Origin of the sequence: Streptomyces chengmaiensis (assembly GCF_029846775.1) — a bacterium.
Taxonomy (GTDB): domain Bacteria; phylum Actinomycetota; class Actinomycetes; order Streptomycetales; family Streptomycetaceae; genus Streptomyces; species Streptomyces chengmaiensis.
The window spans coordinates 331,841-347,126 of sequence record NZ_JARWBG010000001.1; the positions used below are offsets into that span (position 1 = coordinate 331,841).

At 71.4% G+C, this 15,286-nt stretch carries 12 protein-coding genes; 8 read left to right on the forward strand and 4 right to left on the reverse strand.

The window, feature by feature from the left end:
* Nucleotides 1-34 precede the first annotated feature (34 nt).
* The 8 genes from QCN29_RS01450 (at nt 35) to QCN29_RS01485 (ending at nt 9,881) form a co-directional block, all read left to right on the forward strand.
* Nucleotides 35-691 carry a GNAT family N-acetyltransferase gene (locus tag QCN29_RS01450; protein ID WP_279925589.1) on the forward strand — a complete coding sequence of 219 codons (657 nt, stop codon included), beginning with the start codon at nt 35-37 and terminating at the stop codon, nt 689-691.
* 88 nt (nt 692-779) lie between these two features.
* Nucleotides 780-1,487 (forward strand): spermidine synthase family protein, encoded by a 708-nt coding sequence (locus QCN29_RS01455; RefSeq protein WP_279925662.1) that lies wholly within the window; start codon nt 780-782, stop codon nt 1,485-1,487.
* A gap of 91 nt (nt 1,488-1,578) precedes the next feature.
* The gene (locus tag QCN29_RS01460) at nt 1,579-2,316 is read left to right on the forward strand and encodes a response regulator transcription factor (RefSeq protein WP_279925590.1); all 738 of its coding nucleotides are present in this window, start codon (nt 1,579-1,581) and stop codon (nt 2,314-2,316) included.
* Complete coding sequence (locus QCN29_RS01465; protein WP_279925591.1) at nt 2,313-3,395, forward strand: HAMP domain-containing sensor histidine kinase; 1,083 nt, start codon at nt 2,313-2,315, stop codon at nt 3,393-3,395. Before QCN29_RS01460 ends, QCN29_RS01465 begins: the two co-directional genes overlap by 4 nt.
* 385 nt (nt 3,396-3,780) lie before the next feature.
* Nucleotides 3,781-7,587: a multifunctional oxoglutarate decarboxylase/oxoglutarate dehydrogenase thiamine pyrophosphate-binding subunit/dihydrolipoyllysine-residue succinyltransferase subunit gene (locus QCN29_RS01470; protein ID WP_279925592.1), complete on the forward strand. Its 3,807-nt coding sequence runs from the start codon at nt 3,781-3,783 to the stop codon at nt 7,585-7,587.
* A 133-nt stretch (nt 7,588-7,720) separates the two neighbouring features.
* Entirely contained in the window at nt 7,721-7,900 is a 180-nt protein-coding gene (locus QCN29_RS01475; RefSeq protein WP_023586593.1) for a DUF6104 family protein, read from the forward strand.
* A 204-nt stretch (nt 7,901-8,104) separates the two neighbouring features.
* Nucleotides 8,105-8,971, forward strand: coding sequence for a DUF4097 family beta strand repeat-containing protein (locus QCN29_RS01480; RefSeq protein WP_279925593.1), 867 nt, complete (start codon nt 8,105-8,107; stop codon nt 8,969-8,971).
* A gap of 1 nt (nt 8,972) precedes the next feature.
* Nucleotides 8,973-9,881 (forward strand): PadR family transcriptional regulator, encoded by a 909-nt coding sequence (locus tag QCN29_RS01485; RefSeq protein WP_279925594.1) that lies wholly within the window; start codon nt 8,973-8,975, stop codon nt 9,879-9,881.
* Between the two features lie 318 nt (nt 9,882-10,199).
* On the opposite strand, the gene QCN29_RS01490 is transcribed toward QCN29_RS01485, so the two are convergent.
* The 4 genes from QCN29_RS01490 to QCN29_RS01505 all read right to left on the reverse strand — a co-directional run bounded on the left by QCN29_RS01490 (nt 10,200) and on the right by QCN29_RS01505 (nt 14,964).
* On the reverse strand, nt 10,200-11,618 hold the full coding sequence (locus QCN29_RS01490; RefSeq protein WP_279925596.1) for a glycoside hydrolase family 5 protein: 1,419 nt from the start codon (nt 11,616-11,618) through the stop codon (nt 10,200-10,202).
* 159 nt (nt 11,619-11,777) lie between these two features.
* Nucleotides 11,778-12,740, reverse strand: coding sequence for a zinc-binding dehydrogenase (locus QCN29_RS01495; RefSeq protein WP_240134918.1), 963 nt, complete (start codon nt 12,738-12,740; stop codon nt 11,778-11,780).
* 68 nt (nt 12,741-12,808) lie between these two features.
* Nucleotides 12,809-14,380, reverse strand: a complete 1,572-nt coding sequence (locus tag QCN29_RS01500) for an alkaline phosphatase D family protein (RefSeq protein ID WP_279925597.1) — start codon at nt 14,378-14,380, stop codon at nt 12,809-12,811.
* Nucleotides 14,377-14,964 (reverse strand): phosphoesterase, encoded by a 588-nt coding sequence (locus QCN29_RS01505; protein ID WP_279925598.1) that lies wholly within the window; start codon nt 14,962-14,964, stop codon nt 14,377-14,379. The genes QCN29_RS01500 and QCN29_RS01505 overlap by 4 nt, the downstream gene beginning before the upstream one ends.
* Nucleotides 14,965-15,286: the final 322 nt, after the last annotated feature.

Consider the following 15,286-nt stretch of genomic DNA (forward strand, 5'->3'; position numbering starts at 1 on the left):
TCCTATAGAAGCAGTGTCTATTACAGGGGGTTCGATGTCGTTCCCGTCCGTCGCCGATGCCGTCACCGCCTGGGTGGACGGCTGGGTCGTCTCGCGCGGCGCGGCCGATCCGATCGCCGAGCCGTGGGGCTTCACCGTGCACGTCGGGCAGGTCACGCACGCCACCCGGCATGTGCTGACCGCCCGGGACGAGGCCGCGGTGCGCAAGGTCGCCGAGGCCGTGGCCGCGCCCTCGGTCTGGCTGAAGGTGTTCGCGGACCCGGCGCGGGTGCGGGCCTGGGCGGGGCCCGTGTGGCGCGAGGACGAGCCGGGCTTTCTGATGGCCGCGGAGCTGTGCGGCGGCTCCGTGGCCGCGCCTGACGGCTACACCCTGACGACCTGGACACGCGGCGGCGTCGTCCGCGCCCTGGTGACGGCCGCCGACGGCTCCTTCGCCGCCCGCGGCCAGATCGCGCCCACGGGCCGCACCGCCGTCGTCGACCAGGTGGAGACCTCGGCGGCGCACCGCCGCAGGGGCCTCGGCAGCCTCGTCATGCGCACCCTCCAGAACGCGGCCCTCGACCGCGGCGCCACGGTGGGCGTGCTGGGCGCGACCTCGCAGGGCCGGGCTCTGTACGAGTGCCTCGGCTGGCGCGTCCAGGCCCCGCTGGTGAGCCTGTTCTTCGACACCTCGGCCGGCCCGGCGGCCTGACGACCGTTGAATCGGTTTGTCGCGAGCCGCCGCGGGCGGTGAGGATGGCGTCCCGGACGCCTACGACCAGCGCCTGGAGGCCGTCAGCATGTCATCGCCCGTCCACCCCGCCCGTCCCGACCAGCCCGTCACCCTCGACCGCCGCACCGGGCCGTACGGAGAGGTCGCACTCCGTGAGCACGGGGAGCGGTACGAGATCATCGCCAATGGGTGCTTTCTGATGGACACCTCGGACGGGCGCTCCGAGCGGCTGCTGGTCGATGCCGCGCTCAACGCCCTGGACGGCGCCCGCGGGGAGCGGACGACGGGGGCGTCCGTGCTCATCGGAGGGCTCGGGGTCGGCTTCTCCTTCGCGCATGCCGCCGCAGAGCCCCGGTGGGGGCGGATCGCCGTCGTCGAACGCGAGGAGGCGATCATCGACTGGCATCGCAGCGGGCTCCTCGGTGCGATCTCGCGCGACGCGCAGGACGACCCGCGCAGCGTGATCCTTCACACGGACCTCATCGAGTACCTCCGTACCACTACGCACCGCTACGACGCGCTCTGTCTGGACATCGACAACGGGCCGGACTGGACGGTCACCGACGACAACGGCAACCTCTACTCCCCGGCCGGGCTCGCCGCCTGCGTTAGGCGGCTGACGCCCGGCGGAGTGCTGGCCGTGTGGTCCGCCCAGCCGTCCGCGGCTTTCGAGGAAACATTGCGGAATGCCGGGTTCACCCAGGTGAGGACGGAAGAGATCCCCGTTGCCCGAGGCGTACCCGACGTGGTCCACCTCGCTGTTCGCCCTGCGTAGCCGGGACGGCTCGACTGCCTTTACGCTGCTGACCAACACACGGGATCTACGTCGATTTTCAGCACGCGAAAGAGTGCGTCAGGGGCGGGCGATGGAGCAGACACACACCACCCACAACGGCGTCGCGACCACGCCCGGGGCCCAGCGCCGGGTGCTCGTCGTGGAGGACGACGTCACGATCGTCGACGCGATCGCCGCTCGGCTGAGGGCCGAGGGCTTTCTGGTGCAGACCGCGGCCGACGGTCCGGCCGCCGTCGACGCCGCCGAGGCGTGGCAGCCGGATCTGATGGTGCTGGATGTGATGCTGCCCGGCTTCGACGGGCTCGAGGTGTGCCGCCGTGTGCAGTCCCAGCGCCCCGTGCCCGTGCTGATGCTCACCGCGCGTGACGACGAGACGGACATGCTCGTCGGCCTGGGCGTCGGCGCCGACGACTACATGACCAAACCGTTCTCCATGCGCGAGCTCGCGGCGCGCGTCCATGTGCTGCTGCGCCGCGTGGAGCGCGCCGCGATCGCCGCCGTCACCCCGCGCAGCGGCATCCTCCGCCTGGGCGAGCTGGAGATCGACCACGCCCAGCGGCGCGTCCGGGTGCGCAGCGAGGACGTCCATCTGACGCCGACGGAGTTCGACCTGCTCGTCTGTCTGGCGAACACCCCGCGCGCCGTCCTCTCCCGGGAGCAGCTGCTGGCCGAGGTGTGGGACTGGGCGGACGCCTCCGGCACCCGCACCGTCGACAGCCATATCAAGGCGCTGCGCCGCAAGATCGGCGCCGAGCGGATCCGCACCGTCCACGGGGTGGGATACGCGCTGGAGACGCCCGCCCCATGAGTGCGCGCGGGTCCGGTCGGCGCTCGTTCTCGATCTCGGTCAAGACCAAGCTCGGCACGCTGGTGGTCGTCTCGGTCTTCATCACCACCGGACTGCTGCTGGTCGCCCTGCGCACCGAGACCGAGCTGCGGTTCATCACCGTCTTCTCGGTGATCGCCACCCTGCTGATCACGCAGTTCGTGGCGCACGGCCTGACCGCCCCGCTGGACGAGATGAACACCGTCGCCAAGGGCATCTCCCACGGCGACTACACCCGCCGGGTGCGCGGCGCGGACCGCCGCGACGAGCTGGGCGACCTGGCCTGCACCATCAACCGCATGGCGGACGACCTGGAGGCCGTGGACCGGCACCGCAAGGAGCTGGTCGCCAATGTCTCGCACGAGCTGCGCACCCCGATCGCCGCGCTGCGCGCCGTGCTGGAGAACGTGGTGGACGGGGTCTGTGCCGCCGACCCGGAGACGATGGGCACCGCGCTGAAGCAGACCGAGCGGCTCGGCCGGCTGGTGGAGACCCTGCTGGATCTGTCCCGGCTGGACAACGGCGTCGTACCGCTGCGCGCCCACCGCTTCGAGGTGTGGCCGTATCTGTCGGGCGTGCTGAAGGAGGCCAATCTCGCCGCCACCCGGCGCCGCCTGCCCTCTGCGTCCGGCCTGCACACCCGTACCGACGTCCATCTGCACCTCGACGTCTCCCCGCCCGAGCTGACCGCGCACGCGGACGCCGAGCGGCTGCACCAGGTGGTGGCGAATCTGATCGACAACGCCGTGAAGCACTCGCCGCCGCACGGGCGGGTGACGGTACGGGCCCGGCGCGGTCCGTCCCCGGAGTCGCTGGACCTGGAAGTCGTCGACGAGGGGCCGGGCATCCCGGAGCAGGAGCGCCATCGGGTGTTCGAGAGGTTCAACCGGGGCGGTGCGCCGTCCCCGCACGGGCCGGGCAGCGACGGCGGGACCGGGCTGGGGCTCGCGATCGCCCGCTGGGCCGTGGATCTGCACGGCGGGCAGATAGGAGTGGCCGAATCGGCCCGGGGGTGCCGCATCCTCGTCACCCTTCCGGGCGTCCACTCGGCGCGCGTTTGACGTAGGGTTCCAAACGGAAGCGGAGATTCTGCGCGCTGGCAGGCATACGCGCAGTGATCCGCGGACAGACGCAGACAGACGAAGGCAGAGTCACGCCAGACCCTGTCAGACGTAGAGCAGAGAAAAACCGAGAAGGACAGCGGAGCGAAGAAGGCGCCGTCGCACGGCTTCGGGGGTACGGGCCACAGGGGCCGTAGCCGCTGCTCCGCGCACCCTCACTGAACCGGAACCTCGCTTGTTTCCCGCCATTCACAGCACCGAAACCAGGGTTCCAGTGTGACTTGCGCGACGATGGCCCGCCCGGTCTGCACCTCCCGGCCGCGGAGGCGTAGCCTTTATTTCCGCTGTCCATCACCTTGTGAAGCGGAAGAGGGCGGTTGCCGCCGTGTCGTCTCAGTCCCCCAGTAACTCGAGTACCTCGACCGACCCAGGCGGGCCGGGTGCCAACCCCGCCGCCGCATTCGGTCCCAATGAGTGGCTCGTCGACGAGATCTACCAGCAGTACCTCCAGGACCCGAATTCGGTCGACCGTGCCTGGTGGGACTTCTTCGCCGACTACAAGCCGGGGGCGTCAGCCAAGCCCGGCACGGCGGAGAGGCCCGCGGCCGACTCCGCAGCCGCGGGGGCTGCGGTGACGAAGCCCGCCGCCCCGGCACAGGCGCCCGCCGCCGCACCGGCCGCACCCGCACAGGCGGCCGCTCCGGCTCCGGCCGCCAAGCCCGCGGCCGCGTCCCCGGCTCCTGCGAAGGCGGCCGCTCCGGCCGCCAAGCCCGCCGCCGCGAAGCCGGCCAAGGCGGAGAAGCCCGCCGCCGGGACCCCGGCCGGCCCGGAGTTCATCACCCTGCGCGGCCCCTCCGCCGCCGTCGCGAAGAACATGGACGCCTCGCTGGAGGTGCCGACCGCCACCTCGGTCCGCGCCGTCCCGGTGAAGCTCCTCTTCGACAACCGCATCGTCATCAACAACCACCTCAAGCGCGCCCGTGGCGGGAAGGTCTCCTTCACCCACCTCATCGGGTACGCGATGGTGCAGGCCATCAAGGCCATGCCGTCGATGAACTGGTCCTACGCGGAGAAGGACGGCAAGCCGACCCTCGTCAAGCCGGAGCACGTCAATTTCGGCCTCGCCATCGACCTGGTGAAGCCGAACGGCGAGCGCCAGCTAGTCGTCGCCGGCATCAAGAAGGCCGAGACGCTCAACTTCTTCGAGTTCTGGCAGGCGTACGAGGACATCGTCCGCCGCGCCCGGAACAACAAGCTGACGATGGACGACTTCACGGGCGTCACCGTCTCGCTGACCAACCCCGGCGGCCTGGGCACCGTCCACTCCGTGCCGCGGCTGATGCCGGGCCAGTCCGTGATCATGGGCGTCGGCTCCATGGACTACCCGGCCGAGTTCCAGGGCACCTCCCAGGACACCCTGAACAAGCTGGGCATCTCCAAGGTCATGACGCTGACGTCGACCTACGACCACCGCGTCATCCAGGGCGCCGCCTCCGGCGAGTTCCTGCGCATCGTGGCGGGCCTCCTCCTCGGCGAGGACGGCTTCTACGACGACGTCTTCCAGTCGCTGCGCATCCCGTACGAGCCGGTCCGCTGGCTGAAGGACATCGACGCCTCGCACGACGACGACGTCACCAAGGCGGCGCGCGTCTTCGAGCTGATCCACTCCTACCGGGTCCGCGGCCATGTCATGGCCGACACCGACCCGCTGGAGTACCGCCAGCGCAAGCACCCCGACCTGGACATCACCGAGCACGGGCTCACCCTGTGGGACCTGGAGCGCGAGTTCGCGGTCGGCGGCTTCGCCGGCAAGTCGATGATGAAGCTGCGCGACATCCTGGGCGTGCTGCGCGAGTCGTACTGCCGCACCACCGGCATCGAGTTCATGCACATCCAGGACCCGAAGCAGCGCAAGTGGCTGCAGGACCGGGTGGAGCGCCCGCACACCAAGCCGGAGCGCGAGGAGCAGCTGCGCATCCTGCGCCGGCTGAACGCCGCCGAGGCGTTCGAGACCTTCCTGCAGACCAAGTACGTCGGCCAGAAGCGGTTCTCGCTGGAGGGCGGCGAGTCCGTCATCCCGCTGCTCGACGCGGTGATCGACTCCGCGGCCGAGTCCCGCCTCGACGAGGTCGTCATCGGCATGGCCCACCGCGGCCGCCTCAACGTCCTGGCGAACATCGTCGGCAAGTCGTACGCGCAGATCTTCCGGGAGTTCGAGGGCAACCTCGACCCCAAGTCGATGCACGGCTCCGGCGACGTGAAGTACCACCTGGGCGCCGAGGGCACCTTCACCGGCCTCGACGGCGAGCAGATCAAGGTCTCGCTGGTCGCCAACCCCTCCCACCTGGAGGCCGTCGACCCGGTCCTGGAGGGCGTCGCCCGCGCCAAGCAGGACGTCATCAACAAGGGCGGCACCGACTTCACCGTGCTGCCCGTCGCCCTGCACGGCGACGCGGCCTTCGCCGGCCAGGGCGTCGTCGCCGAGACGCTGAACATGTCGCAGCTGCGCGGCTACCGCACCGGCGGCACCGTCCACATCGTGATCAACAACCAGGTCGGCTTCACCGCCGCCCCGGAGTCCTCGCGTTCGTCCATGTACGCGACCGATGTGGCCCGCATGATCGAGGCCCCGATCTTCCATGTGAACGGCGACGACCCGGAGGCCGTGGTCCGCGTGGCCCGGCTCGCCTTCGAGTTCCGCCAGGCGTTCAACAAGGACGTCGTGATCGACCTCATCTGCTACCGCCGCCGCGGTCACAACGAGGGCGACAACCCGCAGTTCACCAACCCGCAGATGTACAACCTGATCGACAAGAAGCGCTCGGTGCGCAAGCTCTACACCGAGTCGCTGATCGGTCGCGGCGACATCACCCTGGAAGAGGCGGAGCAGGCGCTCCAGGACTTCCAGGGCCAGCTGGAGAAGGTCTTCGCGGAGGTCCGCGAGGCCACCTCGCACCCGGCCCCGGCGCATGTCCCGGACGCCCGGCCCGAGTTCCCGGTGCACGTCGACACCGCGGTCTCCCAGGAGGTTGTCAAGCGGATCGCCGAGTCCCAGGTCAACATCCCGGACGGCATCACCGTCCACCCGCGGCTGCTGCCGCAGCTCCAGCGCCGCGCCGCCTCCGTCGAGGACGGCACGATCGACTGGGGCATGGGCGAGACCCTGGCCATCGGCTCGCTGCTGATGGAGAACATCCCGGTGCGGCTCGCGGGCCAGGACTCCCGCCGCGGCACCTTCGGCCAGCGCCATGCGGTCCTGGTCGACCAGGAGACCGGCGAGGAGTACACCCCGCTGCTCTACCTGAACAACGAGGAGCAGGCCCGCTACAACGTCTACGACTCGCTGCTCAGCGAGTACGCGGCGATGGGCTTCGAGTACGGCTACTCGCTGGCCCGCCCGAACGCGCTGGTGATGTGGGAGGCGCAGTTCGGCGACTTCGTCAACGGCGCACAGACGGTGGTGGACGAGTTCATCTCCTCCGCCGAGCAGAAGTGGGGCCAGACCTCCGGCGTCACCCTGCTGCTGCCGCACGGCTACGAGGGCCAGGGGCCGGACCACAGCTCCGCCCGCCCCGAGCGCTTCCTCCAGATCTGCGCCCAGAACAACATGACGGTCGCGATGCCGACCCTGCCGTCGAACTACTTCCACCTGCTGCGCTGGCAGGTCCACAACCCGCACCACAAGCCGCTCGTCGTCTTCACCCCGAAGTCGATGCTGCGTCTGAAGGCCGCGGCGTCGAAGGCGGAGGAGTTCACCGTCGGCGGCTTCCGGCCGGTCATCGGAGACGACTCCGTCGACCCCGCGGCCGTGCGCAAGGTCGTCTTCTGCGCCGGCAAGGTCTACTACGACCTGGAGGCCGAGCGCAGGAAGCGCGGCGTCACGGACACGGCGATCATCCGCGTGGAGCGGCTCTACCCGCTGCCCGGTGCGGAGCTGCAGGCCGAGATCGCCAAGTTCCCGAACGCCGACAAGTACCTGTGGGCGCAGGAGGAGCCGGCGAACCAGGGCGCCTGGCCGTTCATCGCGCTGAACCTGATCGACCACCTGGACCTGGCGGTCGGCGCGGACATCCCGCACGGCGAGCGTCTGCGCCGGATCTCGCGGCCGCACTCGTCCTCCCCGGCGGTCGGCTCGGCGAAGCGCCACCAGCAGGAGCAGCAGCAGCTGGTCGCCGAGGTCTTCGAGGCCTGACCCGCGCTGATGCCGCGCTGATGCCGCGCTGATCCAGCGTGTCTGAGGGCCCGGGCTGCACTGCGGTGCGGCCCGGGCCCCTGCGTTTCCCGCCATACTTGTACGTAACCCCCTTCGCCTACTGGAGCTGGACGTGTACTTCACCGACCGCGGCATCGAAGAGCTGGAGAAGCGGCGCGGCGAGGAGGAGGTCACCTTCGAGTGGCTCGCCGAGCAGCTGCGCACCTTCGTCGATCTGAACCCGGACTTCGAGGTGCCGGTGGAGCGGCTGGCCACCTGGCTGGCGCGGCTGGACGACGAAGACGAAGAGTGACGGCGTGACGGCGTGACCGCATCACGGCGCGGACGGCGCGGACGGCGCGACCGCATCATGGCGCGGACGGCGCGACGGCATGGCGGCGCAGTCTGCGTGGACGGCATAGCGCCCCGCACACCTTGACACCGGGCAACCGCGATATATCGTGTTACCAGGAGACGCGATATGTTGCGTTGCTACGGCCGCCGAGGAGGCCCCGTCATGCCCCACTCGACCTGGGAAGTCGCCGAGCCCGCCAAGCTCACCTTCGACAACCCCGTAACCGCCCTGAACGTCCGCATCGTCAACGGCACGGTGAATGTCGTCGGCACGGACGAGGGCCCCGCCCGGCTCGAGGTCTCGGCACTCGACGGCCCGCCGCTGATCGTGACCCAGCAGGGCTCCACGCTCACGGTGGCCTATGAGGATCTCCCCTGGAAGGGCCTCCTCAAGTGGCTGGACCCCAAGGGCTGGCGGCGCGAGGCGGTCGTCTCCCTGGCCGTGCCGGCCGACGCCGCAGTGGAGGTCGGCGTCATCGGGGCCGGGGCCGTCGTCTCCGGCATCCGCGGCGACGCCGTCGTACGCGGCGTCAGCGGCGACACCACGCTGGTCGGTCTGACCGGCGCCGTCCGCGCCGAGTCCGTCTCCGGCAGTCTGGAAGCCCAGTCCCTGGCGGGCGATCTGCGCTTTGAATCCGTGTCCGGCGACCTCACCGTCGTCGAGGGGCTGGGCCGGTCGGTAAGGGCGGAGTCCGTCAGCGGCGACATGGTGCTGGACCTCGCGCCGACCGCCGGCGCCGCACCGCCCGACATCAGGCTCACCACCGTCTCGGGCGAGGTCGCGATCCGGCTGCCCCAGCCCGCGGACGCACAGGTCGGCATCAACACCACCGGCGGGGCCGTCTCCAGCGCCTTCGACGACCTCCGGGTCAGCGGCCAGTGGGGCACGAAGAAGATCACCGGCACGCTGGGCGCGGGCACCGGCTCCCTCAGGGTGACGACCGTCTCCGGCTCCATCGCCCTGCTGCGCCGACCGCCGGCGACCCCTGAGGGCGAACCGTCCGACGCCGCTGCCGGGAAGGTGCTCTGACATGCCCCCCGTCTTCGCCCACGGTCGGCTCCGCCTGTACCTGCTCAAGCTGCTGGACGAGGCGCCGCGCCACGGCTACGAGGTCATCCGGCTCCTCGAGGAGCGCTTCCAGGGGCTGTACGCGCCCAGCGCGGGCACCGTCTACCCGCGGCTGGCCAAGCTGGAGGCCGAGGGCCTGGTCACGCATGCCACGGAGGGCGGCCGCAAGGTCTACTCGATCACCGACGCGGGCCGCGAGGAGCTCGCCGGACGCAGCGGCGAACTCGACGACCTGGAGCGGGAGATCCGCGAGTCGGTGTCCGAGCTGGCCGCCGAGATCCGCGACGACGTCCGCGGGGCGGCGGGAAAGCTGCGCAGCGAGATGCGGGCCGCGGCGACCGAGACCCGGCAGACGTCGAAGACCGCGACGGGAGAGCAGTCGTGGCGGGCCGCCAAGGAGGAACTGCGCCGCGCCCAGCAGGAGTGGAAGGAGCAGACGCGCCGGGCGAAGGACGAGTCGCGCCGGGCGCGGGAGGCGCAGGAGACGGCGCGTCAGGAGATGCAGCGTATCGCTCGCCAGGTCCAGGAGCAGGTGCAGGACCACTTCGCGCGGGGTGACTGGCCGACCGGTGTACGGGAAGGGCTCAGCGAACTCAGCGCGCAGCTGGGCGGCCTGGCGAAGGGCACGGCCTGGCCGCCGTACATCCGGCCGGAGCCTGCGGAGGAGGCGGTCCCGGAGTGGGCGAAGGACACGCCGGACTCGGGCGATCCGGCGCGGGACCTGGACCGGCTGCTCGACCGCTTCCGCGACGACATCCGCGATGCGGCGCGGGACCACGGGGTGACGGCGACACAGCTGACCGAGGCCCGTCGCCACCTCTCCACGGCGGCGGCCCACATCTCGGCGCTGCTCAGGGCCCCCAGGCCGTAGGCCCTCCCACCCCTGGGCTCCGCCCCGGCCCCCCAGTTCTCGGGGGCTCCGCCCCCGAACGCCCGCGCCCCAGACTCCCCCAGCTGCCTCCCCCAGAGGTGCCCCAGGCGAGGCTGGATTTCCGGACCCGCGCCCCAAACCCCGGCCAGACTGGAAACTCCGGACCCACGCCCCAGACTCCCTCAGCTGCGTCCCCGGACTTCGGACTTCGTCCGGGGAGCGAGGACACGGCCGAAGGCCGTCAGGGGTCTGGGGGTCTGGGGGTCTGGGGGTCTGGGGGTCTGGGGGTCTGGGGGGGTGAAGCCTCACTCACAGCCGTCAACCCTGGTGGACATCGCCACGGGTGACCGTGACCTCGACCTCGGCGCCGCGCGCCGCGAACACCCGCACCGTGCAGGCCCTCCCCGCCGCCACCGCCTCCGTCGGCGTCCACGCGCGCCCCGTCACCGCGATCCGCCACCCGGCCGCGTCCGGCGGCAGCGAGAGCTCGCTGACCCCGCGGCCGGCCGCCCGGTACCGCAGCCGGTAGGTCCCGGCCTCGGGGTCGAACGCGTCGGCGGACACCCGGCCCGCGACCGCCGCCGCGTACGGGGCGGCCGTCTGCTCCTTGTTGGCACGGAAGCGGCCCTCGGCGTCGACCGCGCAGTAGCCGCCGCCGTAGCACCACACATAGCCCGCCCAGCCTGAGCTGTAGCGGTTCAGCGAGGCCAGCGCGTCACGGTAGAAGCGCGACATATTGGGCAGTGCGTTGTTCAGCGGCCCCCACTCCCCCACCACCACCGGGATCCGGTGCCGTGCCGGGTAGACCGTGACGGCGGCCTCGTACGCCTCGATCCAGCCCGCGTCCGGGTCGTAGTCCGCCCCCGCCTCCATGGCGGTGTTGTAGAAGTGGGGCGCGTACACGACCTTCGGATCGTCGATCCGGCCCAGGCCCGTCGGCACGCCCTCGCCGACGATCGGCGTCGGCTCGACGAAGAGCCAGCTGTCGCGGTCGACCGAGCGGACCGCGTCCGCGAGACGGTTGTACATCGGCGTGAGCTGCTCGCGCTCGACCCGGCGGGCCGCGGCCGCAGGGGCCTCGCCGTCCCGCAGCTCCCCCATCGGCTCATTGATCAGGTCATAGCCGAGGACGGCCGGATGGCCGCCGAAGCGGGCCGCCAGAACGCGCCACATCCGCGCCTGGGCGCGCCGGAGGTCAGGATCCTCGTAGAGATGGGTGAAGGCCCGCTGCACGGCGGGCTCGAAGTACTCGGAGAACCAGTCGTCGGGGTGCGGGGTGAAGGGCAGCCCGTCGGTCCTGGCAGCCCATTCGGGGATGCCCCGGTGCCCGAAGGCCGGCCCGAAGACGTCCTGATGGGCGTCCAGCAGCACCTGGATGTCATACCGGTGCGCCCAGTTCAGGATGCGTTCGATCCGGCGCAGATACTCCTGGCTGTAGCGGCCGCGCCGCGGCTCCAGGTCGTCCCAGAAGACCAGCAGCCGGGCGACGTTGAACCCCTTCGCCCGCATATCGCGGAAGTGCTTCTCGGTGACGGCGGTCAGGGCCGACTCGCCCCGTCCGGTCTTGTCCTCGACGTTCCAGCCGCGGACGGTGATCACCCGGCCGCGGTCGTCGGTGAGCGGCGGAATGCCGTCGGGGCGGTCCGCCGCTCGGGCGGCGGTCGGCGTCAGCCCCGGCACGGCCAAACAGCAGCAGGCCAGCGCCAAGGCCACCAGCAGACGGAGACTCCGGCTCATACGCGGGTTCGTACGCACCAGTCGCATGAGCCGGATCCCATCAGCAGAACTGACGGACCATCAAGAGGGCCTCAGCACGCCAGCACCTCAGCACCTCAGCGCGTCAGCACGCCAGCACGCCAGCACGCCAGCAGGTCAGCAGGTCAGCAGGTCAGCAGGTCAGCAGGTCAGCACGATCTTCCCGAACAGCTCGCCGCTCTCCATCTTCTCGAAGCCCTCCCGCGCCCGGTCCAGCGGCAGCACCTCGTCGATCACCGGCCGCACGCCCGTGGCGGCGCAGAAGGAGAGCAGGTCCTCCAGCTCGTCCCTGGTCCCCATGGTGGAGCCGACGACCTTGAGCTCCAGGAAGAAGATCCGGGTCAGCTCGGCATGCGAAGGGCGGTCTCCGCTGGTCGCTCCGGAGATCACCAGCGTGCCGCCGGGGCGCAGCGACTTGACCGAGTGGGACCAGGTCGCCGCGCCGACGGTCTCGATGACGGCGTCCGCCCGCCGCGGCAGCCGGGCGCCCGGCTCGTACGCCTCCTCCGCACCCAGTTCGACGGCGCGCCGCCGCTTGGCCTCGTCGCGGCTGGTGGCGTACACCCGCAGTCCGGCGGCCTTGCCGAGGACGATCGCGGCGGTTGCCACGCCGCCGCCCGCGCCCTGGACGAGCACCGAATCCCCGGGGCGCACCCCGGCGTTGGTGAAGAGCATGCGGTACGCGGTGAGCCAGGCCGTCGGCAGACAGGCGGCCTCCTCGAACGACAGTTCCGCCGGCTTGGGCAGGATGTTCCAGGCGGGGACGGAGACCTGCTCGGCGAAGGTGCCCTGATAGCGCTCGGTGAGGATGGAGCGGGGCTCGTCGGGGCCGACGCCGTGGCCCGTCTGGCCGATGACGGAGTGCAGCACCACCTCGTTGCCGTCCTCGTCGACGCCCGCGGCGTCGCAGCCGAGGATCATCGGCAGCTTGTCCTCGCCGAGGCCGACGCCTCGCAGCGACCACAGGTCGTGGTGGTTGAGGGAGGCGGCCTTGACGGTGACCGTCCGCCATCCGGGGCGGGTTTCCGGCGCGGGGCGTTCGCCCAGTTCGAGTCCCTTGAGCGGGTTCTCACGGTCGATGCGGGCGGCATAGGCAGCGAACATGGCCCCGACCCTAGGACGGGCCGGTGCGCGGCGGTACCGCGCACCGGTGTGATGTGCGTCCTGGAGTGTCAGTCCCGGCGGTACTGGGCCGGGGAGTTCTTCGTCGCGGGGTCCTCGTACGAGCCGGCCGTGCCGCGGTCCACATGGAACGCGGTCAGCGTGCTCACCGGCGACGCCGGGTCGCGGCGGTCGGCGATGACCCGCATATGGGCGCTGAACCGCTCGGGGGTGACGGTGTAGACGTCATAGCCGTAGCGGTTGCCTTCGAAGTACTGCAGATGGGGGTTGGCCGCGCCCATGACCGGGCCGTTGGCCTTGTTCCAGTCCGGGGAGTACGCACCCGAGGTCACGGAGTGGGCGGTGAACTCCGTGCCCACGACCGGCGACGAGGGGTCGTCGAAGTCCGGGCGGAGGTCGTCCACGAACGCGGAGTGCCAGTCGCCCGTGATCACCACCAGGTCCTCCAGCCCGGAGCTGTGCACATGCCCGAGGACCTCCTTCCGCTCGGCGAGGAAGCCGTCCCACTGGTCGGTGAACATGTACGGGCCGCCGGGGCTGCGACGGAGCTGGCTGAGCATGATCGAGTTGGCCCACACATGCCAGGCGTCGGGCGCCTGCGAGATGCCCTGCTTCAGCCAGTTCTTCTGCTCGGCGCCCAGGATGGTGCCGTCCGGGAGGTTCTGCGCGGAGCGGTGCGAGCGCAGGTCCAGCACAGTCAGCTCCAGCAGGTCGCCCCAGCGGCGCACCCGGTGGATCTCCGGGTCGGGCAGGGCCGTGCCGCCGGTGACGCCGCCGTCGCGGTGCGGCATGTTCTCGTACCAGGCCTGGTACGCGGCCGCCCGGCGCCGCATCAGGGGAGCGCCGCCCGCGCCGCCGCTGTAGTCGTTGACCACCTCGTGGTCGTCCCAGGTCAGGAACCACGGGTGCGCGGCGTGCGCGTCACGCAGGGAGCGGTCGCCCTTGTAGAGCGCGTGGCGGCGGCGGTAGTCGGCGAGCGTGAAGGTCCCCGGGCCCTCGTGGTCCCGCACATGGTCCTCTGGGACGCCGCCGACCTGGCCGTGCTCGTAGATGTAGTCGCCGAGGTGGACGACGAAGTCGACGTTCTCGCGGGCGATGCCGCGGTGGGCGGCGTAGTAGCCGTCGTGGAACGCCTGGCAGTTGGCCGCGGCGAAGCGCACCGCGGAGACCCGGCCGGCGGGCGCGGTCCTCGTCCGGCCGACGCGGCTGGTGACGCCCCGCGCCTTGAAGGCGTACCAGTAGCGGGTGCCGGGGCGCAGCCCGCAGACCGGCACATGCACGCTGTGGCCCAGCGTGGCGGAGGCGGGGACGGCGCCGCGGGCCACTGCCTGGCGCAGTGAGCGGTCCTTGGCGACCACCCACTCCACCTCGACGATCTCCGGCAGGTCCTGCTCGGGAGCGAGGGGCTCGGGGGCGAGCCGCGTCCACAGCAGCACGCTGTCCGGCCGCGGGTCGCCCGAGGCGACGCCGAGGGTGAACGGCGCGGGGTCGTAGTCCGCGCCGAGCGCCTCGGCGGCCTCGCGGGCCTGCGCCGGGGTGAGCCCGGCGCTCAGCGGCCAGGCCAGGTTGAGCGCGCCCGCCGCCGCGGCCGCCTTCAGCAGATCCCGTCGGTTGAGCTTCACTTGGGTCCCCTCCCAGTGGCCGTGGCGGCGTCGAGCGTGAGCGATATCCCGTCCGCGTAGCCGTCGTTGGACGTGCCTCCGGAGCGGGTGAAGACCAGCAGCACACGGGCGCTGCGGGCGCCCGGCGGCACGGTCGCGGACGCGGTGCGTGCCACGAGCGCGGTACGGGACAGCCGCTCGGCGGCGGTGACCGGGCCGAGGACGGACAGCGCGACGGGGACGCCCTTCGCGTCCCGGAACTCCACGGAGAGCCGGACGCCGTCCTCCTGGCCCGCCCAGCCGCCGAGCCACCCGGCGAGGGTGTACCGCACGGCGCCCCTGTCGACCGCCCTCCGGCCCGTCGCGCCCCGCTCGGGCAGCGCGACGTCCTGCAGCAGTGCGGTGCGGGGGCTGTTCCCCCCGGAGAAGAACCGGCTCCCGCGGTCGGCGGGGCCGGGGTCGGCGGCCGTCGGATAGCCGCCGCCATGGCTGTAGGAGATGAGCGCGGGCCCGCCCTGCACGATCCGCCAGCCCGTCACGTCCTGTACGGGCTCTGCTGTTCCGCCGGGCCCGCTTTCGGCGTCGCCGTTGACCACGAGATTCACACACGCCTCCAGGTTCAAAGTGACGTGCGCATACCAGCAGTCGGCGGTGAACCTCGGAAGACGCCGGGGGGAAGCACACGGGGCGAACTCCTCGGTAACCCCCTGCGCGCCCACACCGCGGCGCCGCCGGCATATGAGGGCACAGCCCCGCACCGGAAGGGGAGGCGGGCTGGAAAGGGCCGCGCACCGGGGAGACGGACCGCTTCGAAGACGCCTGCCTGGGCCGTGCGGAGCCGCACCGGAAGGGGAGGCGGGCGGGAGTTTGGACCCGCGCGGAGGCCCGGCGGACAGCGGCACATATGGGAAGCCGCACGGCGCGCAG

Bases quoted from the DNA above. Each gene is read 5' to 3' on its own strand.
- QCN29_RS01450 (WP_279925589.1), top strand. From the start codon at position 35: ATGTCGTTCCCGTCCGTCGCCGATGCCGTCACCGCCTGGGTGGACGGC.
- QCN29_RS01455 (WP_279925662.1), top strand. From the start codon at position 780: ATGTCATCGCCCGTCCACCCCGCCCGTCCCGACCAGCCCGTCACCCTC.
- QCN29_RS01460 (WP_279925590.1), top strand. From the start codon at position 1,579: ATGGAGCAGACACACACCACCCACAACGGCGTCGCGACCACGCCCGGG.
- QCN29_RS01465 (WP_279925591.1), top strand. From the start codon at position 2,313: ATGAGTGCGCGCGGGTCCGGTCGGCGCTCGTTCTCGATCTCGGTCAAG.
- QCN29_RS01480 (WP_279925593.1), top strand. From the start codon at position 8,105: ATGCCCCACTCGACCTGGGAAGTCGCCGAGCCCGCCAAGCTCACCTTC.
- QCN29_RS01485 (WP_279925594.1), top strand. From the start codon at position 8,973: ATGCCCCCCGTCTTCGCCCACGGTCGGCTCCGCCTGTACCTGCTCAAG.
- QCN29_RS01490 (WP_279925596.1), bottom strand. From the start codon at position 11,618: ATGAGCCGGAGTCTCCGTCTGCTGGTGGCCTTGGCGCTGGCCTGCTGC.
- QCN29_RS01495 (WP_240134918.1), bottom strand. From the start codon at position 12,740: ATGTTCGCTGCCTATGCCGCCCGCATCGACCGTGAGAACCCGCTCAAG.